Origin of the sequence: Mesorhizobium sp. M2D.F.Ca.ET.226.01.1.1 (assembly GCF_004022705.2) — a bacterium.
GTDB lineage: Bacteria > Pseudomonadota > Alphaproteobacteria > Rhizobiales > Rhizobiaceae > Mesorhizobium.
Genome location: NZ_RZOY02000006.1, coordinates 324171 through 348152 on the forward strand (window position 1 = coordinate 324171; position 23982 = coordinate 348152).

Here is a 23982-nt window from a genome sequence, read left to right on the forward strand (position 1 = left end):
CCTCCGTCGCCTCCGCCCGCGGGAACTCCTCGACGATGCGGCCCTGTCGGCAGACCAGGATGCTGGAGGAGAAGGAATTTGCGTCCCCAAAGCGCACTAGGCCCGATGTTATTTGTCCTCGAGATGCTCAGAGACTTCGGCGCCGGCATTGGCCGGCAACACCAGGAAACGCATCGCCGCCGCAAAGGCCGAGCAGGCCCATCGCGACAAAGGTGATTCTGAAGTCGACATGGTCGGGCAAGACCTCACCCCTGGCGACGCGCTGGTTGAACAGCATAAGCCTGATCCAGTCCAGAGCTTATCCGACAAACTTCCGTGTCGCCCTTTCGCCTGTTATGGATTAGCCGGGGTGGCCGAGGACAATGTATGAAGCCCATCTACATCGATTACCTCAACGCGCTCGACATCGAAGCGCTTTCCATGACCGATGCCGAGATCATCGGCGCCGTCGAAGCCGGGCTCGTCGCGCAAGGCAAGGGTGAGACGGTGATCGAGCCGCGCGTCCACCTCGAACCGGACCCCTCCTTCCACGGCCACTTCAACGTGCTGCGCGGCTATGTGGCGCCGCTCGACGCCGCCGGCGTGAAGATCGTCGGCGACTATGTCGACAACTACAAGCACGGCCTGCCGTCCGAATTCGGCATCCTCAATCTTTTCGATCCGCGCACCGGCACGCCACGCGCCATCCTCGACGCCACCGTCATCACCGACATGCGCACCGGCGCCGTCACCGCTATCGGCGCCAAGCATCTGGCGAAGAAGACCTCGAAGGTGCTCGGCCACATCGGCGCGCGCGGCACCGCCTATTGGAACGCGCGGCTGCTCGACCATCTTTTCGACTTCGACGAAATCCGCGTCCACTCGCGCCGGCCGGAAAGCCGCGATGGCTTTGCCGCCAAGCTGTCGGCCGACCTCGGCAAGAAGGTCACCGCCGTCGCCGACTGGAAAAGCTGCGTCGACGGTGCCGATATCGTCGTCGAGGCCTCGCGCCTCAACGAACCGCAGCCTTTGCTCAAGACCGAATGGATCAAGCCCGGCGCGCTGGTGGTGCCCTATGGCACGATGAGCGCGGTGGAGCTGTCGCTCACCGACATCATGGCCAAGATGGTCGTCGACGACTGGGGTCAGTGCAAGGGCGGCAAGTTCGGCTCGTTGCGCGCCCATGTCGAAGCCGGAAAGCTGAGCGAGGCGACGCTGCATGCCGAGCTTGGCCAGATCGCCGCCGGACTGAAAGCCGGGCGTGAAAGCGACGACGAGACGATCCTGTTCTGGCATCGCGGCCTCTCGCTTTCCGACATCGCGCTCGGCAAGGCCATGCTCGCCAAGGCGGGCGAAAACGGCATCGGCCAGAGGCTGCGCTTCGCATGAGCCCGCTCGTTCTCACCGGCGCCGGTGTCAGCATCGAGGATGTGGCTGCAGCCGCGCGCAATTCCACCAAGGTCGAAGTCACGCCGCTGGTCATCGAGAAGCTCGGCAAGGCCCGAAAGGTTCTCGACGAGGCCGCGGCCGCCGGGCAACAGATCTATGGTCTGAACACCGGTCTCGGCGCCAATCTCGGCACAGCGGTGGAAGGTGATGCTGGTGCCTTCCAGCGTCAGCTTCTCGACGGACGCGGTGCCGCAGTCGGGGAAGCCTTGCCGATGCAGACCGTACGAGCAGTGATGTTTGCCCGCATCGCCATGCTTTCGGCAGGCGGCTCCGGCCTCTCGCCGCATGTCTTCACCGCACTCGTCGAAGCCCTCAATGCCGGCGTCCATCCGGTTATGCCGTCGCTGGGCTCGATCGGCGCCGGCGATCTGGTGTTGATGACAGCGATCGCGCACACGCTGATCGGCGAAGGCGATGCCGATTACCAGAGCCGTCGCATGCCTTCTGCCAAGGCGCTGATGATGGCGCGTCTTGCCCCGGTCAGCCTGGCGCCAAAGGACGGGCTGTCGCTGATCAACGCCTCGGCGGTCTCGGCCGGCACCGGCGCGCTGGCGCTTGTCGACGCGCTGTCGGCGATGGAACAGCAGCAACAGGCCGCCGCGCTGACCATGGAGGCGCTCGGTGCAAACCGTACCATTCTCGACCAACGCCAGCATGTCGCCCGCCCCGCGGCGTGCCAGCTGCTGGCCGCAAAGACTCTGCGCGAGCTGCTCGCCCGCGACCAGGAGCCGGCGCCGACCACCATTCAGGATCCGCTCTCGATCCGCTGCATGCCCTCGATTCACGGCGCGCTGATCCAGGCGATCGACCATGCAAGGCTTGCGGTCGAAATCGAGCTCAACGCCGCCGCTGACAACCCGCTGGTGCTCGCGGAAGACGCGCTCGTGCTGTCGACCGGCAATTTCCATACCGCGTCGCTGGCGCTCGCCTTCGAGACGCTTGGCATCGCGATCGCCCAGTGCGCGGCGGCCTGCGCCGCCCGCTTCATCCAGCTCACCGGCTCGAGCCGCCATGGCCTGCCGAAATATCTGTCGCCGATCGGCGGCGCATCCGCTGGCTTCGTGCCACTGCAGAAGACGGTGAGCGCGATTCTCGGCGGCATCCGCCAGAAGGCCAATCCGGTGATGCTCGACTTCCTGCCGGTGTCCGAGGGCGTCGAGGATCATGCCACTCAGACACCGCTCGCCATCGCCAAATGCGCCGAGATGATCACGCTGTGGCGGCGTCTGGTCGCGCTAGAGCTGATGGCGGCGGCCCAGGCCGTCGACCTGCGCGAAGGGCTGGTGCTGGCCCCGGCAACCGGGGTGATCCATGCGGCGGTCCGAACGCATGTCGCGACGCTCAAGGAAGACCGGCCGCTGGGGACCAGCGCCAACGCACTCTACGCCGCGCTTACCGACGGAACCTGGCAGGCCTAGAGCGTTCCACCGTTTCACGGAAACGGCGAACCGCTCTATCTCTTTGTTTTATCGCAATTTCCAGGCGGAAAACCGCCCACACTTTTCCTGGAATTGCTCCAGTTCCGCAGTACCTGACGCTGCTTGCTCAGACCTTTGCATCCACCTTCTTCATGAACAGCGCGAGCTCGTCCGGATTCATGTGCACGTTATGCCTGTCTTCCGGATAGGCGCCGCTGTTGACGTCGGCGACATATTCCGAAAACGCCGCGATACGCTCCTGCTGCAGCCGGTCATATTCGGCGGCGAAGTTGCGGTAGACTTTCGAGTGGCGCGGCATGTGACCGCGATTGGTGCCGAGTATATCCTCGGCAAACAGATATTGCGCGTCGCAGCCTGTGCCCGCGCCCATCGACAGCATGATCAGCGTGGTGCGCTCGGAGATCGCCTTCGCCACTTCCACCGGCACCACCTCGATCTCGGTGCCGATGGCGCCGGCGGCCTCCAGCTGCTTGACCGCCTCGAACACCTGCATGGCGGTGTCCGCGGTCTTGCCGACCGCCTTGAAGCCGCCGGTCCAGGTCGCGCGGGAAGGAATGAGGCCGACATGGCCGATCACCGGAATGGCATCGTCGGCCATGCGCTTGATCGTGGCGTAGCCGGCGCTGCAATAGACCGCGTCGGCGCCGGCCTTGTAGAGCCGGAACGACCAGCGCAGGAAATCGTCCGCCGTGCCGATCTCGAAAAAATTCTCGCCCGGCATGGTGAAGAGGCTGGGCGCCGCGTCGCGGTACTGCGGATTGAGCACCAGTTCCGGCGGCACCGAGACGATGTCGATGCCGGCGCGCTCGGCAGCCTCGGCTTCGTCCAGCGTCAGCACGCGCAGCATGGTCAGCTGCCGCTTGCCCTTCATGGCGCGCAGATCGGCAACAGTCGGTCTCTTTCGGCTCATTGACTTGTTTCCTCATTCTTTCGTCGGCTCAACCGATATCGATCAGCACTTTCCCGGCCTCGATCTTGACCGGATAGGTCTTGAGGTTGACGCAGACCGGCGCGCCTTTGGCCTGGCCGGTCTTGTAGTTGAAGCGGCCATTGTGCTTCGGGCATTCGATGATGTCGTCCATCACCAGCCCGTCGGCGAGGTGCGCCTTTTCATGCGTGCAGAACCCGTCCGTCGCGAAGAACGCATCGTCCGGCGAGCGGTAGATCGCGAAGGTGCGGCCGCCGTGGTCGAAGCGGATCACATCCTCCTCGTCCACGTCGTCGACCGCACAGGCTTCGACCCATTCCGCCATCGTCTGTCTCCGGGTTTGCCGCGGCGCCTATTCGGCGGCCGCGGCCGTTATGTCGAGATCATGGAACTCGCCGCGATAAGGCTTGGCCGTCGGCGGCAATTCGCGCTTGAGATAGAAATCCTCGTACTTCAGCTGCCTGAGCAGCACCGGCCACACCTCGCGATAGGCGTGCCACATCGACGGGTTCGGCATCGGCAGATCGTGCTTGATCAGCTCGTGCAGCTTCGGCAGCGCATGATAGGGCACCATCGGGAACATGTGATGCTCCACATGATAGTTCATGTTCCAGTAGATGAACCGGCTGACCGGGTTCATGTAGACGGTGCGGGTGTTCAGCCGATGGTCGACGACGTTGTCGGCGAGCCCGATATGCTGCAACAGGCCCGTCAGCACCATGTGCCAGGTGCCGTAGAGGCGCGGCAGACCGATCAGCACCAGCGGTATCCATGATTGAAGCGCGATCGCGACAGCGATCGTCGCGACGTACACGACCATGTGCCAGCGCGCCGCGACCACCGCCTTGTGCTGCTCCATCTGCGGGATGTAGCTTTTCTCGTCCTCCGACAAATTGCCGAAGGCCTGGCGCACCAGAATCGGCAGCGAATAGCGGAAGTCGAGGATGCCGGTGAAGGCCAAAGCCGCCTTGATGAGGTCCGGCGGCCGCATCACCGCGATCTCGGCGTCGCGGCCGACGATGATGGTGTCGGTGTGGTGGCGCGCATGGCTCCAGCGCCACTGCACCGGATTGCGCATCAGCATGAAGGAGGCAAGGTGATAGACGACATCGTTCATCCAGCGCGTGCGGAAGGCGGTGCCGTGGCCGCATTCGTGCCAGCGCGAGTCGCTCGACGAGCCGTAGAGCACGCCATAGACGAACAGGAACGGCACCACCCACCAGCTGCCCCAGAACCAGACGATGCCTGCGGCCGAGCCCAGGATTGCGGCAATCCAGATGATGGTGTCGCGGATCGCCGGGCCGTCCGAGCGCTGCATCAGCTCCTTCATGGTCTTGCGCGGTACATCCGTGTGGTACCATTCGGCCGAGGCCAGCCCGGTCTCGATCGCCCGGCGCGTGCTTTGGCCGACAAGGCTGTAATCGCGCTTGGTGCTGGAGGCCACCGTCATCGTCCCTCCCCGCAATCAAAGCCCGTTCGCGCGGAATTTGCCGTCGAGGAATGTCTTGGCGCGCGGCACGTCGTCCTCGGTCAGATGCTCGATGATCACCGGGATATTCGGATGCTTCTCGCTGAGCCGCCTGAGGTAGAGGTCGTAGTTCAGCGCGCCGAGCCCCGGCGCCGGCAACTCGATCTCGCCGACGCCGCGGAAGGTCAACCCCTCATGCGCGTCCGCGTCGCCGATATCGGCGTGCTTCTCGGTCTTGTCGCTGCCCGAACGCTTCACATCCTTGGCATGCGCGATTTTGATCTTGTCGGTCAGCGTGTCGAACACCTGGTTCAGCACCAGGTCCATGCGGTCGATGTTGTGCGCCTCGAAATAGTTGGTCGGATCCATCAATAGCCCAAGCCCAGGATGGTCGACCTGCGCGAACATTTTCACCGTCTCCTCGACCGAGCCGACGACATTGTTGACATAGGTCTCGAGCAGGAACACCGCGCCGTGATCGTAAGCCGTCTGGGCGAGGTCCGAGATCACCTTGCGGCATTCCTCGAAGCCTTCCTCGGTCTTGTTCTTGGGATGATGCACCCAGTCGGACTCGGTGTTGTAGGTGCCGGTCTCCGAGATCACGTAAGGCGAGCCGAAGCCGCGCGCGTTGCGGATGATCTCCTTGAGGTAAGCGAGCCGCCTGTCCCGCTCTCCCTTATCCGGGTGGATGATATTGGTGTAGCCAGACACGCAGCAGACCGGCAAGTTATGATCGCGGAACGTGTCGCGCACCGTCCGCGCCTTGTCCTTCGTGATCTGTCCGGCCGACAGGTCGATGTCCTTGAAATGCAGGTCGAGCTGCACGGTGTTGAAGCCGAGCGCCCGGATGCGCCTTGCCGATTCCTCCAACCCGTAGGGGAAATAGCCTGTGAAGATACCTGCCTGCATCATGAGGTGAAGTCCTCCGGGTAAGCGATTCAGTTGCCGCGTCTTTCGACTGCCTCAGTCGACGCGGATTTCGGACAGCCTGACAGTTCGGCCCTCGGCCATGGACCGGTAGCCGGCCTCGACCAGCGCCATGGTTTTAACGTTGTCGGCAACGGACAGCGCCGGCGGCGTGCCGGTCTTCAGCGCATATTGCAGTTGCTCCATGACGCCGATGAAGGCATGCGGGAACCACATTGTCTCCCAGCTTGGGCTGACCCATTTCCCGCCCGTCGTCTCGGTCGAGGCGTAGATCAACGTAGAGGCGACGCCCTTCGGCCAGCCGATCGTGCCCTTTGCAACACCCTTGGTGCCGTCGACGCGCCAGTTGATGTGCTGGTCGTCGTCGTAGCCCTCCTGGCGGGGACCGGACCAGACGTCTTCTAGTGACACGGCAAGCACGCCAGATGGAAAGCGCAGGGTCGAAACGGTAATGCCGTCGGAATGGTCGAATTTCGTGCGCGGGTCCTTGCGCGTCAGTGTGGTGATCTCGTCTGGATCGCCGAACAGGAAGCGCAGCACGTCGAGATGATGCACGCTCATATTGGCGAGCGTCAGCCGGTCGTAATCGGCCAGGAAGGTCTGCCAGTGCGGGATCGCGTGCATGTCGATCTCGGCAAAGACGATCTCGCCAAGCGCGCCACTGTCGATGATCTGCTTCAACACGCGCATCGACTGGTCGTAGCGCATGTTCTGGTTGACCGAGAGGATCTTGCCGGAGGCAGCCGCCTCGTCGCGCAGCCTCATAGCTTCCTCGACCGACAGCGCCAGCGGCTTCTGCGCCAGGATCGCCTTGACATGCTTTTGCTTCAGCGCATGGCGGATCAGCGCCGGTTGCTGGTCGGGAGGAAAGGCAAGGTCGACGATTTCGACGCGATCGTCCTCGATCAATTGCTCCGGCGTGTCGTGGACAGTCGGGATATGCCAGCGATCCGCCACCTTCGCGGCATTCGACTTGGTACGGGAAGCGATCGCCACCACCGGAAAGCCGGCTTGCGCATAGGCGGCGAGATGGCATTCGGCCATGATCATGCCGGCGCCGATGCAGCCGATCCGGTAGTCATTGACCCGGACCCTTACGTCAGGCTCGAAACCTGTACTCGCCATCCATTCCTCCCGTCGAGGACTGGATATAACGCGTTGGTCCGGGCCTCAGCCAAGCCCCGCGCCATCATTTCCCATCAGCGAGATCAGGCGGCCGCGATCAGCACCGTGCTGTCCGGCGACCAGCTGAGCACCACGGGCTCGCCCTCGGCCAGCCTTTCGGCGCCGGTGTTCTGGACGATCACCTTCAGCGTCTGGCCGTCACGGTCGACGAAATAGGTGCTGTTGTTGCCGGCGAAGATGCGCTTCGAGACCTGGCCCTTAAGCGTGTTGGCGTTGGCTGGATCGGGCTTTGCCGCGCCCGTCGAAATCTGGATGCGCTCGGGCCGGACCGCGCAGCTCGCCTTGGCGCCCGCCGGCACCGACGCGCCTGTGGAGGCCGCGATCGTCGTGCCATCCGGAAGCTTGATCCCGGAGCCAGTCGCATCGCCACGAAAGATGTTGGCATCACCGAGGAAGGTCGCGGCGAACTCGCTCTGCGGTCGGTCGTAGATCTCTTCCGGCGGTCCCTCCTGCACCAGCCTGCCGTCACGCAATATGCCGATGCGGTCGCTCATCGTCAGCGCCTCTTCCTGGTCGTGCGTGACGAAGATGGTGGTGATGCCGATCTCGCGCTGGATGCGCTTCAATTCGATCTGCATGTCGACGCGCAGCGCCTTGTCGAGCGCGCCGAGCGGCTCGTCGAGCAGGAGCACGCGCGGCTTGGTGACGATGGCGCGCGCCAGCGCGACACGCTGGCGTTGACCGCCGGAGAGCTGGTGCGGCTTGCGCGCGCCGAGCTTGCCGAGTTGGACGAGATCGAGCGCGCGCTGCACTTCCATAGCGATCGTCGCTTTCGGCTCGCCGCGCACCGAGAGGCCGAAAGCGACATTGTCGGCGACGCTCATATTGGGGAACAGCGCATAGTTCTGGAACACCATGCCGATGCGGCGCTTCTCGACCGGCACGCGCTCGACGCTTTCGCCACCGATGGCGATGCGGCCGGAATCGGGAAAGTCGAAACCGGCGATCTGCCGAAGCAAGGTGGTCTTGCCGCTGCCGGACGGCCCGAGCAGCGCGTAAAAACCGCCGTCGGCGAAATCGATAGAGACGTCATCCAGCGCCTTGTGCGCGCCGAAGCTGCGCGAGACATTCGCGACCTGGACGCCAGCCATTATTTCTCTCCGCCGAATTTGAAGAAGCGGGCCGTGAGCAGCATCAGCGCCATCGACACGACAATGATGATCGTCGAGACCGCGTTGATCTCAGGGGTAAAACCCTTGCGGATCGCGGCATAGATTTCGACCGGCAGCGTCGTCTGGCCGGGCGTCGACAGGAAATACGAAACCACGAACTGGTCGAACGAGACGGCGAAGGCAAACAGCCCGCCGGCGATCACGCCGGGCATGATCCAGGGCAGCGTGACACGCATGGTCACCTGCCACTGGTTGGCGCCGAGCGAACGCGCCGCCTCCTCCAGCTCCGGCGCGAAGGTCTGCAGCCGCGCCGAGACGACGACGATCACATAAGGCAGTGCCAGCGCGACATGGCCGAGCAGGATGGCGACCAGCCCGCGGCCGATGCCGACGCCGAAGAAGAAGATCAGCATCGCCGTGCCGGTGATCAGCCACGGAATGGCGATCGGCGGGAAGAGCAGCGCCTGCAGGACTTTCTTGCCGCGGAACTCGTAGCGATAGAGCGCGAGCGAAGCCATCGAGCCGAGCACGGTCGAGATCAAAGTGGTGATGATGGCGATCTCGATGCTGTTCCAGGTCGCTGCGATCAGCTGGTCGTTCTGCCAGAGCGAGGCGTACCAGTCGGTCGTCCACTCGAACGGCAACTGGTAGAAGGGCGAGGCGTTGAAGGACATCGCCGCCATGATGATGATCGGCAGATAGAGGAAGCCGAGCAAAAGCACTATGTAGAAGCGCCCAAGCCCTTCGAGGATGCGCGTCGTTGCCATCAGCCGGCCCTCCGCAGCACAGGTGCTGCCAGCGCCAGGATGATCAGCACCACGGCAAGCAGGATGAAGGAGAGCGCGGCGCCCAACGGCCAGTTGAAGACGGCGACGAACTGGTCCTCGATGACCGTGCCGTAGAAGGTGCCGGTGCGGCCGCCGAGGATGCGCGGCTCCATGAACGAGCCGACGACCGGCACGAAGATCAGCGCGGCGCCCGCGATCAGTCCCGGCATCGACAGCGGGATGATCACCCGCCAAAGCACCTGCCGCCGCGACGCGCCGAGCGAGCGCCCCGCCTCGATCAGCGAGTCGTCGATGGCCTGCAACGTCAGATAACAGGTCAGCACCATGTAGGGCACATAGGAGTGCACCAGGCCAATGATGACGGCCGGATAGGAATACATTAGATCGATGTTGATCTTGAACGGCAGCACCGCGTTGAGCGCCGTGTCGAGGATGCCGCCTTCGCGCAGCACCATCGCCCAGGAGAAGATGCGCACCAGCCCGTTCGACCAGAAGGGCAGGATGACGAGCAGGAAGATCGCCTCGCGGCTGCGCCCTTTCAGCACCTTGGCCAGCACATAGGCCGCCGGATAGCCGATGACGACGCACCACAGCGTGACCTCAAGCCCGAGCCGCAGCGACGCGAACAGAAGTGTCGAATACAGGCTTTGCGAAAAGAACGCCGCGTAGTTGCCGAGCGTGAAAGTCCACTCTTTGCCCGCCAGAGGCAGGTCGGTCATGAAGGAGAAGAACGCCATGGCCGACAGCGGCAGGAAGATCGCCACCGTCAGCCACAGATAAGCGGGAAGGAGAAGCGGCAGGGCCGGCCTCAGTCCGCGGCGCGAACCGATCGCAAGCTGGTCAGCCATTCTGCCTCTCCTCCCCCGAAGGACGCCGATTACTTCACGTTGACCTTCAGCTCCTGCCACAGCGCCAGATACTTCTCGCGCTGCTCGTCGGTGACCGGCGCCTGGAACTGGATGCGCTTGGCGACATCGGGGCTGCCCATGACCTTGCGGTTGAAGGCATCCTCCGGCAGCGCGTCGACAGCCTTGGTGTTGGCCGAAACCGGCGCGCCGACCTTGGTGACCCATTCGACATAGAATTTCGGGTCGATCATGTAGTTGATGAAGGCCTCGGCGCCGGCGACGTTCTTGGAACCGACGGGGATCGAGAAGGCGTCGAGCCAGGCGACGGCACCTTCCTGCGGGATGACCAGCGAGACCGGCAGCTTGAAATGCGTCTTGGCGCGATCGGCCGAGCCGCTCCAATAGGTGCCGATGTCGATCTGATTGGAGGCGACCATCTGGTTCCAGTCGTTCTCGGAGCTCCAGAAGGTCTTGATCTGCGGCATCAGCGAGGTGAGCTTCGCCTTGACCGCTTCCATATCCTTGATGTCGTTGATGTTCTGCCCCGAAGCGATCGCGCCGAACTGCACCGCCTCGACGGCGTCGTCGCGGATGATGACGCGGCCTTTATGCGCCGGGTCCCACATTTCGGCGATCGACGTCGGCGGCTTGTCGAAAGACTTGTCGTTGATGGCGATAGCGGTCAGGCCCCACACCCACGGCACACCATAGACCTTGCCGTCATGGTTCAGCATCGGCGAGCCGGCCTTGTCCTTGGCGATATCGGCATAGTTGGAAAGCTTCGAGACATCGATCGGCTGGATCAGCTTGCCGGCCATCGCCTGGTCGTTGAAGGCGGCGTTGATCATGACGACGTCGTAGAGACCCGGATTGGTGCGGATCTTGGTCAGCATCTCCTGCTCGGAGTTGAAGAAGTCGTTGACCACCTTGAAGCCGGTCGCCTTCTCGAAATTGGCGACCGCCCACGGCTCGTCGGCGCCATAGCCTTTCCAGTTGAGCACATGCACTTCCTCGGCGGCTTGTGCTGCCAGCGTGAATGCAGAGACAAAGACGGCGGTCGCCGCCAGGAAAGCGGTCAGTCTGGGCATGCGCATGTTCTTTTCCTCTCATTGTTTGCCCGGTTGACGGGCTTGTTAAGTTGCAGTCGCTTCCTCCTGGCCAAGCGCGGTCGTCGCTTCGCCGCGCTCAGTCAGGAATTCCTGGATTTCTTGATGGGTCGGCGCCGAGGACCCGCCATGACGGGTGACGGAAAGGGCTGCGGCGGCGTTGGCGTAACGGGCCGCCTCGCAGGGCGACATACCGTACGAAAGGCCGCTGATGAAGGCGCCGATATGCGTGTCGCCGGCCCCGTTCGTGTCGACGGCCTCCACCTCGAAACCGGGAACCGCGCGGGTGCCCCCGTCGGCCATGCGCACCAGGCAGCCATGCGCGCCGGCGCGAATGACGACGCCTTCGGCGCTGGGGCAATGCTCGGCCAGCAACCGAATTGCGACGGTCTGGACGTCGCCGGCACCCGCTATTTCGGCTGCTTCATTGGTGTTGCAGCTCAGCCAGGTCGTACGCGCCAGCACCCTGTCCAGGATCGGTCGCGGAATATCGGCGATCACCGGTGTCGGATCGAAGACAAAGGGAATGCCGGCCGGCAGCGCCTCGATCCAGTCGGTGAGCGCATCGCGGCTGCCGGGATAGCTCAGCGTGTAGCCCGAGGTGAAAACCCAATCGCCCGGAAGGACTTGGACCGGCTTCATCATGTCCGGCGTGAGCCGGCTCTCGGCGCCCGGCCAGGAGACGAAAGTGCGTTCGGCATCGCCGCTGATCATGGCGACGCAATTGCCGCTGTCCATCAGGGGCGACGGCGGCGTCAGCGTCTCGATGCCTTCGGCCGCGAAAGCGGCGCGCAGGAACTCTCCGTCCGGCCCGGTGCCGAGATGGCCGCCGAACACCACCTTCATGCCGGTGCGGCTTGCCGAGACCATCATGTTGAAGCCGCCGCCGGCGACGCGGGCATAGCTCGTCGCGGTCTTTTCTGAGCCGGCCGCCGGCAAGGCATCAATGCGGTAGACGTAATCCACCACCGCGCTGCCGACATGGACGAGGCGCCCGCTCATGCGGCGTCCTCCTTGCCTGGCCCGGCCTTGGAGCCGCGTGCCGCGACCAGATCCGCAGCCAGCGCGCGGACCTCCGCGATGTCGATGCCTTTCAGCTCGGCGATGCGGTCCTGCGGCAGCTTCGACAGGCCGGCGCAGGCACCCGCCATGCCGGCGGCAATCGCCCCGATCGTGTCGGTGTCGCCACCGAGATTGGCGGCGATCACGGCAGCCCGCCATGGATCGCCTTGCGCGACCTCCAGCACCGCGAAGGCCGCCGGCACCGATTCCTGGCTGGCGACGCCGGTGCCAATCAGGTCGACGATCAGCTTGATCGCTTCCTTTTCCGCCTTGCCGTGGACAAGCTCCTGCGCCCAGAGGATGCGCGCGGCAATGTCGCCGCCGGTGACCCAATGGCCGACCGTGGCACCCAGTCGCGCCGCTGCTGCCGCGTGGCCGGAAGCGGCGCGCCAGTCGCCACCCGAGACACCGCGGCTGACTGCGGCGGCGACCGCCGCAGCGGAGGCAATAGCGATAGATGTGTTGTGCGTGGCCCGGCAGGTTTCCGCCACCTTGGCGACCAGTGCGTCAAGCGGCTCCGGCGGCATCATGATGCCGGCCGGCCCGACGCGCATCGCCGCGCCATTGGTGTCGCCGCCGCGCCCAGCCTCTTCAGGCGGCGTGCCGCTGTTGATGGCGTCGATGGCGCGCTTGGTCGACGGCCCAAGCAGGTCATAGCTGTCGCGCGCCTTGACGTCGCGCTCCCAATCCAAAAGCGCGTTGACCCAGCGCGCATGGTCGAAGCGATCGCCGGACTCGACGAGGATGCGGCCAAGCAGCAACGCCTGCTCGGTGTCGTCGGTGATCGCGCCAGCCGGCAGCCCTTTCGACACCGGATGGTCTTCGGAAGGGGCGACGAAACCCTCGACATGGCCGTAGAGCCCGGCGATGCGGGCCGGCGACAGAAGCTGCGTCGGCATGCCCAGCGCATCGCCCAACGCCCCGCCGATCAGCGCGCCCATTGCCCGATCCATCGAGGCAGCGTCTGCCATGCTTAGAACTCCAGGTGTAGCGCGAAATGCGCGGGATTGAGCAGGCTGGTGACGAATTCGATGGCGCGTCCGTCGGCGGCGCGCGTCAAGCGGCGTGTGCGCAGGAACGGCGTGCCGGGCGCGCAGGCGAGGATCGTGGCGTCGGCCGCGCTCAGCATCTCGATGTCGACCCATTCCTCGCCGTGATCGGGCACGAGCCCTGCCCCGCGCAGCGTCTGGTGGAGCGTGCCTTCGCGCAGGCCGCGCAAGGGAATGTCTTCCAGCTCGGGCGACAGCGGCAGGCGGCTGCGCTCGATCGAGATGGCGTGGCCGTCATCGGCATTGGTGCGGGCGCGGTCGACGGCGATAAAGGACGAACTCTCCACCCCGAGCCTTGCCGCCAGTTCCGCGTCCTCGATGATCTCCAGCCGCAATGTGCGGGTCTCGGCATTGGCGCCCGCATTGGCCAGCGCGCGCGACCAGCCGATCGCATCGTCGACCGGCATGCCGTCGAAGGTCACGAACGAGCCGATGCCAACCTTGGTGGTGATCAGCCCCCGGCTCGACAGTTCTTCGAGCCCTTTGCGGACCGTATTGCGGCTGACGGAGAAGCGCTGGACGAGCTCGTTCTCGCTCTGCAGGCGGTCGCCGAAGCCGAGCAGGCCGGAGCGTATCTCATGCTCCAGAACCGTCGCGATCTGCTCGGGCTTGCCCGTGCCGGGAGTAAGCTGCATCGCGCGACGGGCCATATCGATACCTGTTCAATGAACCTGTATAATCCTGTTCAATAATAGAAAAAAGAGATAGAGTCAACGAGTTCGTACCGAGCGGCGTTAGCGGGCTCCTGACGCCAAATTTCAAACGTTGGCGCCGCCCCTCACCTGCCTGCCGGCATCCTCTCCCCGTATACTGACGGGGAGAGGGACGCTCTCATCAGCGGTTTCGCCAATCGCCAACGTTGCAGGACCAGGTGCCGGCGTCGCGGGCAGCCCCCTTCTCCCCGTCACTATACGGGGAGAAGTGCCGGCAGGGCGATGAGGGGCAGCGCCGACTTTAGCGATTGGCGGCAGATTGGACGCTGAGATGGTTACCTGCGACACACGTGGGCGAGACGTTGCAGAGGATCAAACAAAGAAGAACTCCTCAACCCGCTGCTTGGCCTTGCGCAACACCGGCAGTATCTCGCGTTCCATCGCTTGAACCGAGAAGCGCGCCGATTGCGTCGAGACGTTGATGGCTGCAACGGTGCGGCCGGAGCGATCGACGATCGGCACCGCGATCGAGCGCAGGCCGAGTTCCAGTTCCTCGTCGACGATGGCGAAGCCGTTCGCCCTCGCCTTGTCGATGGCCTTGCCGAGCGCGGCGCGGCTGGTGATCGTCTTCGGCGTTCGCCGCTCAATCGCGACTTCAGCAAGGAAGGTTTTCAACTCATCCGCCCCCGAACCGGAAAGCAGCACCCGCCCCATTGAGGTGCAATAGGCCGGCAGTCTCGTGCCGACGTCAAGCGCCACGCTCAGGATGCGGCGCCCTGGAATGCGCGCGACATAGACGACGTCCTCGCCCGACAGCACGGCCGCATTGCAGGCTTCGTCGAATTTGCCGGCCACCTCGCGCATGACCGGCGCAGCGAAGGTCCAGAGCGACGCACCGCCAAGCCAGGTCCGCGCAACCGTCAAAAGGCGCGGCGACAGCGAGAACAGCCGGCCGGACTGCGTCGCATAGCCCGTGGCGACCAATGTCAGCAGAAAACGGCGCGCACCGGCGCGGGTCAGCCCGGCTTCCTCAGCCATTTCGGTCAAGGTCATGCCTTCCGGATGGCGCGCGAGAATTTCCATCACCGCCAGGCCGCGCTGCAGCGATCCGACATGGTCGCGCGAACCAGTCTCATCGTCCGCCACCGCTTCCATGACGTTGACTCCCAATTCGCGTCAGATTAGAAAGTATCGCATATCAAACATCTGTTCTCAATGCGAACTTTTTCTGATTTGTCGGAGGGGAAAATGGTGAAGTTTCTGCCGCTGAAGGAAGCCGTCGCGGAGAACCTGCACGATGGCGACACGGTGGCCTTCGAAGGCTTCACCCATCTGATCCCGACCGCCGCCGCGCATGAGGCGATCCGCCAGGGCTTTCGCGACCTGACGCTGATCCGCATGACGCCCGACCTGATCTACGACCAGATGATCGGCATGGGCATGGCGAAGAAGATAGTCTTCTCCTATGTCGGCAATCCGGGCGTCGGCCTGCTCAGGCGCGCCCGCGACGCCATCGAGAACGGCTTTCCACGCACCATCGAGGTCGAGGAGCACAGCCACGCCGGCATGGCCAACGCTTATGAGGCGGGCGCCGCCGGCCTGCCCTGCGCGGTGTTCCGCGGCTACCGCGGCGCCGGCCTCGCTTCCGTCAATCCCAACATCAAATCCATCACTTGCCCGTTCACCGGCGAGGTGCTGGCCGCTGTTCCCGCGATCCAGCCGGACGTCACCTTCATCCACGCGCAGAAGGCGGACCGGAAAGGCAATGTGCTGGTCGAGGGCATCATCGGTATCCAGAAGGAGGCCGTTCTTGCCGCAAAGCGCGCCGTCGTGACGGTGGAGGAAGTGGTCGACAATTTCGACGACCTGCACCCCAACCTCACCGTGCTGCCAAGCTGGACGATCGCGGCGATTTCGGTGGTCCCTGGCGGTTCGCACCCCTCCTACACGCATGGCTACTACGAGCGCGACAACGCCGCCTATCTCGAATGGGACGAGATCGCCGCCGACCGCGACCGTTTCCAGGCGTGGATGCAGAAGAACGTCATCGAAAGCCGCGCCGACGACTTTGCCGGCCGCGTCGAGCATTTGAGGAAGGCCGCATGAGCGAACTCGGTTTTACCCCCAACGAGATGATGACGATCGCTGCCAGCCGCGCCTTGAAAAGCGACGATGTCTGCTTCGTCGGCATCGGCGCGCCGTCGGCTGCCTGCAACGTCGCGCGGCTGACGCACGCGCCCGACATCACGCTGATCTATGAGAGCGGAACCATCGGCACCGCGCCCGACGTGCTGCCGCTGTCGATCGGCGACGGCGAGTTGTGCGAGACGGCGGTTACCACCGTCGCCGTGCCGGAGATGTTCCGCTACTGGCTGCAGGGCGGCCGTATCTCGATCGGCTTCCTGGGTGCCGCCGAGCTCGACAAGTTCGGCAACATCAACACCACCGTCATCGGCGACTATGCGCATCCCAAGACCCGCCTGCCCGGCGGCGGCGGCGCGCCGGAGATCGCCACCTCGTCGAGGCAGGTCTACATCACCATGGCGCAGTCGAAGCGCGGCATGGTCGAGAAGATCGACTTCTTCACCTCCTTTGGCCATGGCGACGGCGGCGATCATCGCCAGCGGCTTGGCATCGATACCGCCGGACCGACGCTTTTGATCACCGACCTCGCCATCTGGAAGCCGGACCCGGTGACCAAGGAATTCACCGTCGTGTCGCTGCATCCGGGCGTCACGCGCGAGCAGGTGCAGGAGACTTGTGGCTGGGTCGTAAAATTCGCCGAGGCCCTTGACGAGACGCCGGCGCCGACGGAACTCGAGCTGAAGACATTGCGCGACCTGCACGCCCGCACCAAGGCGGCGCATCAAGGAACCGCGAAAGGGAAAGCTGCCTAGATGACCGACGCCTTCATCTGCGATTACATCCGCACGCCGATCGGCCGCTTCGGCGGTTCGCTGTCTTCCGTGCGCGCCGACGATCTCGGCGCCATCCCGTTGCGGGCGCTCGTCGAGCGCAACAAGCGTCTCGACTGGACCGCCATCGACGACGTAGTCTATGGCTGCGCCAACCAGGCCGGCGAGGACAACCGCAACGTGGCGCGCATGGCGCTGCTGCTGGCCGGCCTCCCCCAGGACATTCCCGGTTCGACCGTCAACCGTCTGTGCGGCTCGGGCATGGATGCCGTCACCATCGCCGCCCGCGCCATCAAGTCAGGCGAGGCTGAGCTGATGATCGCAGGTGGCGTGGAATCGATGAGCCGCGCGCCCTTCGTCATGCCGAAGGCCGACACCGCCTTCTCGCGCAATGCCGAGATCTACGACACCACCATCGGCTGGCGCTTCGTCAACCCGCTGATGAAGAAGCAGTATGGCGTCGATTCCATGCCGGAGACCGGCGAGAATGTCGCCGAGGATTTTTCCGTCGACAGAGCTAATCAGGACGCCTTCGCCGTGCGCAGCCAGCACAAGGCGGTCGCCGCGCAAGCTAATGGCCGGCTGGCGAAGGAGATCACGCCGGTGACCATCCCGCAGAGGAAAGGCGACGCGATCGTCGTCTCGAAGGACGAACATCCCCGCGCCGGCACCACCATCGAGACGCTGGCCAAGCTGCCGACGCCGTTCCGCCAGGGCGGCACGGTGACCGCCGGCAACGCTTCCGGCGTCAATGACGGCGCGGCTGCCCTCATCATCGCCTCCGAAGCGGCGGCAAGGAAGCACGGCCTGACCCCGATCGCCCGTATCCTCGGCGGTGCCGTCGCTGGCGTTGCCCCGCGCATCATGGGCATTGGACCGGCGCCGGCCACGAAGAAGCTTTGCGCCCGCCTCGGCCTGACGCCGGATCAATTCGACGTGGTCGAATTGAACGAGGCCTTCGCCTCGCAAGGCATCGCGGTGCTGCGCCAACTCGGCATCGCCGAGGACGCCGCGCACGTCAATCCGAACGGCGGCGCGATCGCGCTCGGCCATCCGCTCGGCATGTCCGGCGCACGCATCACCGGCACGGCGGCACTGGAACTGCGCGAGCGCGGCGGCAAGCTGGCCTTGGCCACCATGTGCATCGGCGTCGGCCAGGGGATTGCAATCGCTTTAGAGCGGGTTTGACCGGTCAGGCTAATCAATAAGGCAACCCGACGTAATTTTCCGCAAGTGCCGTGGACGCTGCTTTCGAGTGCACGAGGTAATCGAGCTCGGCTTCCTGTATGCGTTGGCCGAACTCGCCCGTCTCGGGGAAGCGGTGCAGCATCGTCGTCATCCACCAGGAAAAGCGCACCGCTTTCCACACCCGCGCCAGCGCCTTGGCCGAGAAGGCGTCGAGCCCGGCCTCTGACCTCTCACGGTAGAATTCACGAAGCCCGGCAAAGAGATAGCGCACGTCGCTGGCAGCGAGGTTGAGGCCCTTGGCGCCGGTCGGCGGCACGATATGGGCGGCATCGCCGACCAGGAACAGTTTTCCGAAGCGCATCGGCTCGGCGACGAAGGAGCGCAGCGGCGCGATCGATTTCTCGAAGGACGGCCCGGTGGTGACGGCGGCCGCTATCTGCGCCGGCAGGCGGCTGCGCAATTCGTCCCAGAAGCGCTCGTCGGACCAGTCCTCGACGCGCTCGTCGGCCGGAACCTGCACATAGTAGCGGCTGCGCTGCGGCGAGCGCATCGAGCAGAGCGCGAAGCCGCGCTCGTGATTGGCATAGACCAGCTCGTGGTCCGCCGGCGGCACCTCCGCCAGCACGCCCAGCCAGCCGAACGGATACTGCCGCTCGAACGTCTTCAGCGCGTCCTGCGGCACCGATCGGCGGCTGACGCCGTGGTAGCCGTCGCAGCCGGCAATGAAGTCGCAATCGATGCGGTGCGTCACGCCATCCTTGTCATAGGTGACGAAGGGCGACGCGCCATCGAAATCATGCAGCGCGACATTCGAGGCTTCGAAAACGGTCGGGAGCCCAGCCGCTTCGCGCTTCTGCATCAGATCGAGCGTCACCTCGGTCTGGCCATAGACGGTGACATGCTTGCCGCCGGTGAGCGCCGTCATATCGATGCGGTGCGCGCGGCCGTCGAAGGCGAGCGAGATGCCTTCATGCGGGAGGCCCTGGGCATGCAACCTTTCCGCGGCGCCCGCTTCGCCGAGCAGGTCGACCGTGCCCTGTTCGAGCACGCCGGCCCGAACGCGACCGAGCACATGCTCGCGGCTCGACCGTTCGAGGATGATCGTCTCGACGCCGATGCCGGCGAGCAACTGTCCAAGCAGCAGGCCGGACGGTCCCGAGCCGATGATGACGACCTGCGTACGCATCAGTGGCCCAGACTCTCGATCTGCCCGGCAAGCTCAGCGGCAAGCCTGAGCGCGGCCGCCGTCGCCACCACCATTTGCGGCAGGATGAGCCACTCCAGCGTCCAGGCCGCGCCCGAGCGCTCCTGCTCATGCACCAGCGCCTGATGCATGCCGGAAAGCTGCGCGGCATTGAACCGCGCCAGCGCGACCAGCGCCTCCGCCTTCACCGGGTTCTGCTTGTGCGGCATGGCCGACGAGCCGCCGCCACCGGACAATTTGATGTCGGAGCCCGCCAGCGCCATCAGCGCGACATCCTGCCCGAACTTGCCGAGGCTGCCGGTCACCAGCGACAGCCAGCCGGCGAACTCGGCCAGCGCGTCGCGCTGGCTGTGCCATTGCGGCGCATCGGCAAGACCGAGCTTCCCGGCAAGCGCGGTGCGCACGGCGGCGGCCCTGTCGCCGAGCTTTTCCAGCGTGCCGGCGGCGCCGCCGAATTGCAGCACCAGCACACGGCCGGACATTTCGGCAAGGCGCTGCTGGTGACGCTCGAGCGGCGCCCTCCAGGATGTAGTCCGACCCGTCACTGTGATCGGGATTGCCGGCTGCATGCGCGTCGTCGCCATGAACTGACGTTCTCCGAACTCCAGTTCGAGGCCGGTGAGGCGCACGATGTTCTCGCCAAGCAGCAGGCCGATATGGTCGATGGCCTGCCGCAGGCGCAGCACCAGCGAGGTGTCGATGACATCCTGGCTGGTGGCGCCGAAATGCACATGTGCATCGTGCGGCGAACCGACAGCGGCCTTGATTTGCCGAACCAGTTCCGGCATCACGACGCCATCCCCGGCGACGCCGCCGCGCAGCTTCGCGGTGTCCGGCCGGAACGCGGCCAAAGCCTTCAAGATCGCCGCCCCGGCATCACGCGGAATGGCGCCGCACCCGGCTTCCACCTCGACCAGCGCGCGCTCGAAATCGAGCATCGCGGCAATGTCGGCTTCGACGGAAAAATGCCTGGCCGCCTCCTCGTCGCCGAGCAGGCCGGAAAGCAGTGGATGATCGAAGGGCGAAACGGTCATATTGCTTGCGGTCAGCTGTCGAAGAAGACCGTCTCCTTTTCGCCCTGCAAATGGACATCGAAGACGTAAACGTCGCCCTGGCGCTCGGCGATCAGCGTCGGCACTCGCAAGCGATGTTCGATGCGGGCAAGGATCGGATCCTCGGCATTGGCCTTTTCCTCGTCCGAAAAATAAAGCCGGGTGTGCAGGCCGATATTGATGCCGCGCGCCACGATCCACAGCGTGATATGCGGCGCCATCAGCCGCCCGTCGCGGAACGGCACGCGGCCGGGCTTGATCGTGCGGAACTGGCAGACGCCAGTTTCCATGTCGGTCGGCTGCCGGCCCCATCCCTGGAAGTTGGGATCGGCGGCGCCGCGCAATTCGGCCGGCGAGTTGTAGAGCCCGCTGGCATCCGCCTGCCAGATCTCGAGCAGCGCATCCTTCAGCGGCGTGCCGGTGCCGTCGAGCACGCGGATGCGGAGTTCAATGCGCTCACCCTTGGTCTCATCATTGACTATGGTCGAGCCAAGATCGCTCGCATAGACGCCGCCGATGCCGCAGAAATTCGGCGTCAGCCCGATATGCACATAGGGTCCGGCGGTCTGCGAAGGGCTTTCCTTCAGCTGGTCTGGCGGCTGCGCCATCAATTGCCCTCCGGCCTGTTCTCGAACAGCGTCGAGCGGCGCCCGCGCAGCACGATGTCGAACGCGTAGGCGAGCGCGTCCATCGGGATGGTCGACTGCATGTCGAGCGTGGCGATCAGCGCCTCGACCGCGGCCTTGTTGGAAATGCCGCCGACGATCGGGCAGCGCCAGATCAGCGGATCGCCCTCGAAATACATCTGGGTGATCAGCCGCTGCGCGAAGCCATGCCCGAACACCGAAAAATGAATATGCGCCGGGCGCCAGTCGTTCGGGCCGTTCGGCCACGGATAGGGTCCGGGCCTGACGGTGCGAAAGGCGTAGCCGCCATCCTCGCCGGTGATGGTGCGGCCGCAGCCGCCGAAATTCGGATCGAGCGGCGCGAGATACCCGTCCTTCTTGTGGCGGTAGCGGCCGCCGGCATTGGCCTGCCAGAATTCGAGCAACACGCCCGGCACGCCTTTGCCGCGCTCGTCCAGCACGCGTCCATGAACGATGATGCGCTCGCCGATGGCGCTCTCGCCGGCCTTGGCGAAATTGTGGATCAGGTCGTTGTCGAGCTCGCCGAGCATCGCGTGCCCGAACACGGGCCCGGTCAGTTCCGACAGCGTGTTGTCGAACGACAACAACGCTTTCTGCGGCGAGCGCAGCACCGAGCTCTTGTAGTTCGGCGTGAAGGCCGGCGGATGCCACTGGCGGTCGCGTTGGAAGAAGGCGCCGGTTTCCGGCGAACGGTTGGAGCCTCGCTCAGCCATGGGCTGTCTTGGCTCCGTCCATCTGCGCGAACACCTCCTTGGCGATCTTGAAGGCGCGGTTGGCGGCCGGCACGCCGGCATAGATCGCAACATGCAGGAAGGCCTCGCAGATGTCGTCGCGCGAGGCGCCCGTGTTGGCGGTGGCACGCACATGCATGGCGACTTCCTCGTCGTGGCCAAGTGCCGCAAGCAGCGCCAGCGTCACGATCGAGCGCTCGCGCTTCGACCAGCCGGGCCGCGCCCAGACCGTTCCCCAGGCCGCCTCGGTGATCAGTTGCTGGAACGGCCGATCGAAATCGGTCGCCGCGTCCTCGGCGCGGTCGACATGGGGATCGCCGAGCACGGAGCGGCGAACATCGAGGCCCGTCCGGTAGCGGTTTTTCGTAACATCATCCATGAGCAGGCTTTCCCTCAGGCAGCGAGGCGACGAAATCGCGGATCAAAGTGACGAACGCGTCCGGCTGCTCGATGCATGGAATGTGTCCGGCATTGCGGATCACCTCGAAGCGCGCACCCGGGATCAGCCCGGCCAGCGAGCGGACGAGATCGGGCGGCGTCGAGCCGTCCTGATCGCCGACGACGCACAGCGTCGGCACCGCGATACGTGATGCGGCATTCGTGAGATCGGCGTCGCGCACCGCCATGCATGTGCCGATATAGCCGGGCAGCGCCTGCCTCGTCAGCATGTTGCGGCAACCGGCCAGATCGGCTGCACGCGCAGCGTGGAAATCCGGCGTGAACCAGACTTTCATGATGCCGTCGGCGATCACCTCGATGCCGTCGTGCTCGACGGTTGCGATGCGCGTGTTCCAGCTCTCTGCGGTGCCTATTTTGTGCGCGGTGTCGCTTAGGATCAGCGCCTCCACACATTTGGGATGGCGGGTGTAGAGCCGCTGCGCGACCAGGCCGCCGACCGACAGCCCGCACAGCACAACCCGCTCGAAACCGAAATGATCGATGAGGCCAAGGAGATCGTCGACATGATCATCGATGGAGCGTACGCCGCCGCCTATGTCGGACAGCCCGTGGCCGCGCTTGTCGTAGACCAGCATCGGCATTTCACCAGTAAGCCGCGAGACGACGTCGTCCCAGATGCGGAAGTCGGTGCCCAGCGAATTGATGAAGATGATCGGACGCGACGTGCCGGTCGCCTCGATATGGCGGTGATGCAGCGTCACGCCGCCTATGCTGACGAATGGCACGATTTTGATCCTCCAAAGCCACATTGCACGAGCGGTTTGGTTCGGTAAAATGATATTTTGCGCCGTTTCATTAACTTCGGGGTTATCGAACCATGGCCGAAAGCCGGATCCGCTTCCGCCACCTGCAGGCGTTTCTTGAGGTGGCCAGACAGGGAAGCGTGGCCCGCGCCGCCGATTTCCTGCATGTCAGCGCGCCAGCCGTGACCAAGACTTTGCGCGAACTGGAAGAAGCACTTGGCGTCCCGGTGGTAGAGCGTGACGGGCGCGGCATCCGTGTCACACGTCTCGGCGAAATCTTCCTCGGACACGCCGGCTCGGCGATCTCGGCGTTGAAGCGCGGCGTCGATTCCGTGCGCCAGGACGGCGCCCTCAATCGCGACCCGATCCGCATCGGCGCGCTGCCGACCGTGTCGGCGCGGGTGATGCCGCTCGCCATGACCCTGTTCCTCGAGGAAACCACTGGCGCGGCGCTCAAGATCGTCACCGGCGAGAACGCGGTTCTTCTGGAACAACTGCGTGTCGGCGCGCTCGACCTCGTGGTCGGCCGGCTAGCGGCGCCCGAGCATATGACCGGCTTCTTCTTCGAACACCTTTATTCCGAACAGGTGCTGTTCGTCGTGCGGGCCGGGCATCCCCTGGCCGAACCCGGGACCGATATTTTTGCGCGTCTCGACGAGTTTCCCGTCCTGATGCCGACGCGGGAATCCGTCATCCGCCCCTTCGTCGACCGGCTCTTCATCACCAACGGCATGACCGCGCCGGCGACGGAGATCGAAACCGTTTCCGATTCCTTCGGCCGCTCCTTCATGCGCCAGAGCAACGCGGTGTGGATCATCTCGGCCGGCGTCGTCGCCAACGAAATCGCCAGCGGCGCCTTCGTCGCCCTGCCGGTGGATACGGAAGAAACCAAAGGGCCGGTGGGCCTGACCATGCGCACCGACACCGCGCCTTCGCCCGCCTTCACCATCCTCTTGCAGACGATCCGCGAGGCCGCGCGCCACCACGCCTGACGATGAAGTCCGAATTCTGCTAACCCAGGGGTTAATGAAACACCGTAAAATATCATTT

26 protein-coding genes are annotated in these 23982 nt (G+C 64.6%); 7 read left to right on the plus strand and 19 right to left on the minus strand.

The window, feature by feature from the left end:
• Positions 1-148 precede the first annotated feature (148 nt).
• From EN869_RS34765 to hutH, 3 genes are read left to right on the plus strand one after another with little or no spacing between them, the layout of a single operon-like run.
• Positions 149-370 carry a hypothetical protein gene (locus EN869_RS34765; protein WP_127229269.1) on the plus strand — a complete coding sequence of 74 codons (222 nt, stop codon included), beginning with the start codon at positions 149-151 and terminating at the stop codon, positions 368-370.
• Positions 367-1368, plus strand: coding sequence for an ornithine cyclodeaminase family protein (locus EN869_RS16570; RefSeq protein WP_127229270.1), 1002 nt, complete (start codon positions 367-369; stop codon positions 1366-1368). The genes EN869_RS34765 and EN869_RS16570 overlap by 4 nt, the downstream gene beginning before the upstream one ends.
• Complete coding sequence (hutH, locus tag EN869_RS16575; RefSeq protein WP_127229271.1) at positions 1365-2846, plus strand: histidine ammonia-lyase; 1482 nt, start codon at positions 1365-1367, stop codon at positions 2844-2846. Before EN869_RS16570 ends, hutH begins: the two co-directional genes overlap by 4 nt.
• Before the next feature lie 127 nt (positions 2847-2973).
• On the opposite strand, the gene EN869_RS16580 is transcribed toward hutH, so the two are convergent.
• The 13 genes from EN869_RS16580 to EN869_RS16645 all read right to left on the minus strand — a co-directional run bounded on the left by EN869_RS16580 (position 2974) and on the right by EN869_RS16645 (position 15148).
• The gene (locus EN869_RS16580) at positions 2974-3777 is read right to left on the minus strand and encodes a 3-methyl-2-oxobutanoate hydroxymethyltransferase (RefSeq protein WP_127229272.1); all 804 of its coding nucleotides are present in this window, start codon (positions 3775-3777) and stop codon (positions 2974-2976) included.
• Positions 3778-3805: 28 nt separating this feature from the next.
• Positions 3806-4120, minus strand: coding sequence for a MocE family 2Fe-2S type ferredoxin (locus EN869_RS16585; protein ID WP_127229273.1), 315 nt, complete (start codon positions 4118-4120; stop codon positions 3806-3808).
• Positions 4121-4147: 27 nt separating this feature from the next.
• Positions 4148-5245 (minus strand): fatty acid desaturase family protein, encoded by a 1098-nt coding sequence (locus tag EN869_RS16590; protein WP_127229274.1) that lies wholly within the window; start codon positions 5243-5245, stop codon positions 4148-4150.
• Between the two features lie 15 nt (positions 5246-5260).
• Positions 5261-6175, minus strand: a complete 915-nt coding sequence (locus tag EN869_RS16595; RefSeq protein WP_127229275.1) for a sugar phosphate isomerase/epimerase — start codon at positions 6173-6175, stop codon at positions 5261-5263.
• 51 nt (positions 6176-6226) lie between these two features.
• Positions 6227-7315, minus strand: coding sequence for a Gfo/Idh/MocA family oxidoreductase (locus EN869_RS16600; RefSeq protein WP_127229276.1), 1089 nt, complete (start codon positions 7313-7315; stop codon positions 6227-6229).
• A gap of 83 nt (positions 7316-7398) precedes the next feature.
• Entirely contained in the window at positions 7399-8466 is a 1068-nt protein-coding gene (locus EN869_RS16605) for an ABC transporter ATP-binding protein (protein ID WP_127229277.1), read from the minus strand.
• The gene (locus EN869_RS16610; protein WP_127229278.1) at positions 8466-9254 is read right to left on the minus strand and encodes an ABC transporter permease; all 789 of its coding nucleotides are present in this window, start codon (positions 9252-9254) and stop codon (positions 8466-8468) included. The genes EN869_RS16605 and EN869_RS16610 overlap by 1 nt, the downstream gene beginning before the upstream one ends.
• Positions 9254-10123, minus strand: a complete 870-nt coding sequence (locus EN869_RS16615; protein WP_127229279.1) for an ABC transporter permease — start codon at positions 10121-10123, stop codon at positions 9254-9256. Before EN869_RS16615 ends, EN869_RS16610 begins: the two co-directional genes overlap by 1 nt.
• Before the next feature lie 29 nt (positions 10124-10152).
• Entirely contained in the window at positions 10153-11217 is a 1065-nt protein-coding gene (locus EN869_RS16620) for an ABC transporter substrate-binding protein (RefSeq protein ID WP_127229280.1), read from the minus strand.
• Between the two features lie 39 nt (positions 11218-11256).
• The gene (locus EN869_RS16625; protein WP_127229281.1) at positions 11257-12231 is read right to left on the minus strand and encodes a PfkB family carbohydrate kinase; all 975 of its coding nucleotides are present in this window, start codon (positions 12229-12231) and stop codon (positions 11257-11259) included.
• Positions 12228-13262, minus strand: coding sequence for an ADP-ribosylglycohydrolase family protein (locus tag EN869_RS16630; RefSeq protein WP_127229282.1), 1035 nt, complete (start codon positions 13260-13262; stop codon positions 12228-12230). The genes EN869_RS16625 and EN869_RS16630 overlap by 4 nt, the downstream gene beginning before the upstream one ends.
• 2 nt (positions 13263-13264) lie before the next feature.
• A complete protein-coding gene (locus EN869_RS16635; RefSeq protein WP_127229283.1) occupies positions 13265-13990 on the minus strand; it encodes a GntR family transcriptional regulator in 726 nt (241 codons plus the stop codon).
• 375 nt (positions 13991-14365) lie between these two features.
• Positions 14366-15148, minus strand: a complete 783-nt coding sequence (locus tag EN869_RS16645; protein ID WP_127229284.1) for an IclR family transcriptional regulator C-terminal domain-containing protein — start codon at positions 15146-15148, stop codon at positions 14366-14368.
• Between the two features lie 93 nt (positions 15149-15241).
• Here EN869_RS16645 and EN869_RS16650 point away from each other — a divergent pair, with 93 nt between their 5' ends.
• The 3 genes from EN869_RS16650 to pcaF are packed head-to-tail and all read left to right on the plus strand — an operon-like array spanning position 15242 to position 18096.
• The gene (locus EN869_RS16650) at positions 15242-16099 is read left to right on the plus strand and encodes a CoA transferase subunit A (RefSeq protein WP_127229285.1); all 858 of its coding nucleotides are present in this window, start codon (positions 15242-15244) and stop codon (positions 16097-16099) included.
• Positions 16096-16890 carry a CoA-transferase subunit beta gene (locus EN869_RS16655; RefSeq protein ID WP_127229286.1) on the plus strand — a complete coding sequence of 265 codons (795 nt, stop codon included), beginning with the start codon at positions 16096-16098 and terminating at the stop codon, positions 16888-16890. Before EN869_RS16650 ends, EN869_RS16655 begins: the two co-directional genes overlap by 4 nt.
• On the plus strand, positions 16891-18096 hold the full coding sequence (pcaF, locus tag EN869_RS16660; protein ID WP_127229287.1) for a 3-oxoadipyl-CoA thiolase: 1206 nt from the start codon (positions 16891-16893) through the stop codon (positions 18094-18096). It abuts the gene before it with no gap.
• Between the two features lie 13 nt (positions 18097-18109).
• Here pcaF and pobA read toward each other — a convergent pair whose 3' ends face one another.
• Genes pobA through pcaD form a run of 6 tightly spaced genes read right to left on the minus strand, consistent with a single transcriptional unit; the run spans position 18110 to position 22914 of the window.
• The gene (pobA, locus tag EN869_RS16665) at positions 18110-19282 is read right to left on the minus strand and encodes a 4-hydroxybenzoate 3-monooxygenase (RefSeq protein WP_127229288.1); all 1173 of its coding nucleotides are present in this window, start codon (positions 19280-19282) and stop codon (positions 18110-18112) included.
• Positions 19282-20334 (minus strand): 3-carboxy-cis,cis-muconate cycloisomerase, encoded by a 1053-nt coding sequence (locus EN869_RS16670; protein WP_127229289.1) that lies wholly within the window; start codon positions 20332-20334, stop codon positions 19282-19284. The genes pobA and EN869_RS16670 overlap by 1 nt, the downstream gene beginning before the upstream one ends.
• Positions 20335-20345: 11 nt before the next feature.
• A complete protein-coding gene (pcaG, locus tag EN869_RS16675) occupies positions 20346-20960 on the minus strand; it encodes a protocatechuate 3,4-dioxygenase subunit alpha (RefSeq protein WP_127229290.1) in 615 nt (204 codons plus the stop codon).
• Positions 20960-21712: a protocatechuate 3,4-dioxygenase subunit beta gene (gene pcaH / locus EN869_RS16680; RefSeq protein ID WP_127229291.1), complete on the minus strand. Its 753-nt coding sequence runs from the start codon at positions 21710-21712 to the stop codon at positions 20960-20962. Before pcaH ends, pcaG begins: the two co-directional genes overlap by 1 nt.
• Positions 21705-22109, minus strand: a complete 405-nt coding sequence (pcaC, locus tag EN869_RS16685) for a 4-carboxymuconolactone decarboxylase (protein ID WP_127229292.1) — start codon at positions 22107-22109, stop codon at positions 21705-21707. Before pcaC ends, pcaH begins: the two co-directional genes overlap by 8 nt.
• Positions 22102-22914: a 3-oxoadipate enol-lactonase gene (gene pcaD / locus EN869_RS16690; protein ID WP_127229293.1), complete on the minus strand. Its 813-nt coding sequence runs from the start codon at positions 22912-22914 to the stop codon at positions 22102-22104. The genes pcaC and pcaD overlap by 8 nt, the downstream gene beginning before the upstream one ends.
• 92 nt (positions 22915-23006) lie before the next feature.
• Here pcaD and pcaQ point away from each other — a divergent pair, with 92 nt between their 5' ends.
• The gene (gene pcaQ / locus EN869_RS16695; RefSeq protein ID WP_127229294.1) at positions 23007-23924 is read left to right on the plus strand and encodes a pca operon transcription factor PcaQ; all 918 of its coding nucleotides are present in this window, start codon (positions 23007-23009) and stop codon (positions 23922-23924) included.
• Positions 23925-23982 lie beyond the last annotated feature (58 nt).

Coding starts and splice junctions, on each gene's coding strand:
- pcaH (WP_127229291.1), bottom strand. CDS start 21,712: ATGGCTGAGCGAGGCTCCAACCGTTCGCCGGAAACCGGCGCCTTCTTC.
- EN869_RS16620 (WP_127229280.1), bottom strand. CDS start 11,217: ATGCGCATGCCCAGACTGACCGCTTTCCTGGCGGCGACCGCCGTCTTT.
- EN869_RS16600 (WP_127229276.1), bottom strand. CDS start 7,315: ATGGCGAGTACAGGTTTCGAGCCTGACGTAAGGGTCCGGGTCAATGAC.
- EN869_RS16655 (WP_127229286.1), top strand. CDS start 16,096: ATGAGCGAACTCGGTTTTACCCCCAACGAGATGATGACGATCGCTGCC.
- EN869_RS16630 (WP_127229282.1), bottom strand. CDS start 13,262: ATGGCAGACGCTGCCTCGATGGATCGGGCAATGGGCGCGCTGATCGGC.
- pobA (WP_127229288.1), bottom strand. CDS start 19,282: ATGCGTACGCAGGTCGTCATCATCGGCTCGGGACCGTCCGGCCTGCTG.
- EN869_RS16615 (WP_127229279.1), bottom strand. CDS start 10,123: ATGGCTGACCAGCTTGCGATCGGTTCGCGCCGCGGACTGAGGCCGGCC.
- pcaC (WP_127229292.1), bottom strand. CDS start 22,109: ATGGATGATGTTACGAAAAACCGCTACCGGACGGGCCTCGATGTTCGC.
- EN869_RS16610 (WP_127229278.1), bottom strand. CDS start 9,254: ATGGCAACGACGCGCATCCTCGAAGGGCTTGGGCGCTTCTACATAGTG.
- EN869_RS16645 (WP_127229284.1), bottom strand. CDS start 15,148: ATGGAAGCGGTGGCGGACGATGAGACTGGTTCGCGCGACCATGTCGGA.
- EN869_RS16570 (WP_127229270.1), top strand. CDS start 367: ATGAAGCCCATCTACATCGATTACCTCAACGCGCTCGACATCGAAGCG.
- hutH (WP_127229271.1), top strand. CDS start 1,365: ATGAGCCCGCTCGTTCTCACCGGCGCCGGTGTCAGCATCGAGGATGTG.
- EN869_RS16670 (WP_127229289.1), bottom strand. CDS start 20,334: ATGACCGTTTCGCCCTTCGATCATCCACTGCTTTCCGGCCTGCTCGGC.
- EN869_RS16590 (WP_127229274.1), bottom strand. CDS start 5,245: ATGACGGTGGCCTCCAGCACCAAGCGCGATTACAGCCTTGTCGGCCAA.
- EN869_RS16595 (WP_127229275.1), bottom strand. CDS start 6,175: ATGATGCAGGCAGGTATCTTCACAGGCTATTTCCCCTACGGGTTGGAG.
- EN869_RS16585 (WP_127229273.1), bottom strand. CDS start 4,120: ATGGCGGAATGGGTCGAAGCCTGTGCGGTCGACGACGTGGACGAGGAG.
- pcaQ (WP_127229294.1), top strand. CDS start 23,007: ATGGCCGAAAGCCGGATCCGCTTCCGCCACCTGCAGGCGTTTCTTGAG.
- EN869_RS16580 (WP_127229272.1), bottom strand. CDS start 3,777: ATGAGCCGAAAGAGACCGACTGTTGCCGATCTGCGCGCCATGAAGGGC.
- EN869_RS16625 (WP_127229281.1), bottom strand. CDS start 12,231: ATGAGCGGGCGCCTCGTCCATGTCGGCAGCGCGGTGGTGGATTACGTC.
- pcaF (WP_127229287.1), top strand. CDS start 16,891: ATGACCGACGCCTTCATCTGCGATTACATCCGCACGCCGATCGGCCGC.
- EN869_RS16605 (WP_127229277.1), bottom strand. CDS start 8,466: ATGGCTGGCGTCCAGGTCGCGAATGTCTCGCGCAGCTTCGGCGCGCAC.
- EN869_RS16635 (WP_127229283.1), bottom strand. CDS start 13,990: ATGGCCCGTCGCGCGATGCAGCTTACTCCCGGCACGGGCAAGCCCGAG.
- EN869_RS16650 (WP_127229285.1), top strand. CDS start 15,242: ATGGTGAAGTTTCTGCCGCTGAAGGAAGCCGTCGCGGAGAACCTGCAC.
- pcaG (WP_127229290.1), bottom strand. CDS start 20,960: ATGGCGCAGCCGCCAGACCAGCTGAAGGAAAGCCCTTCGCAGACCGCC.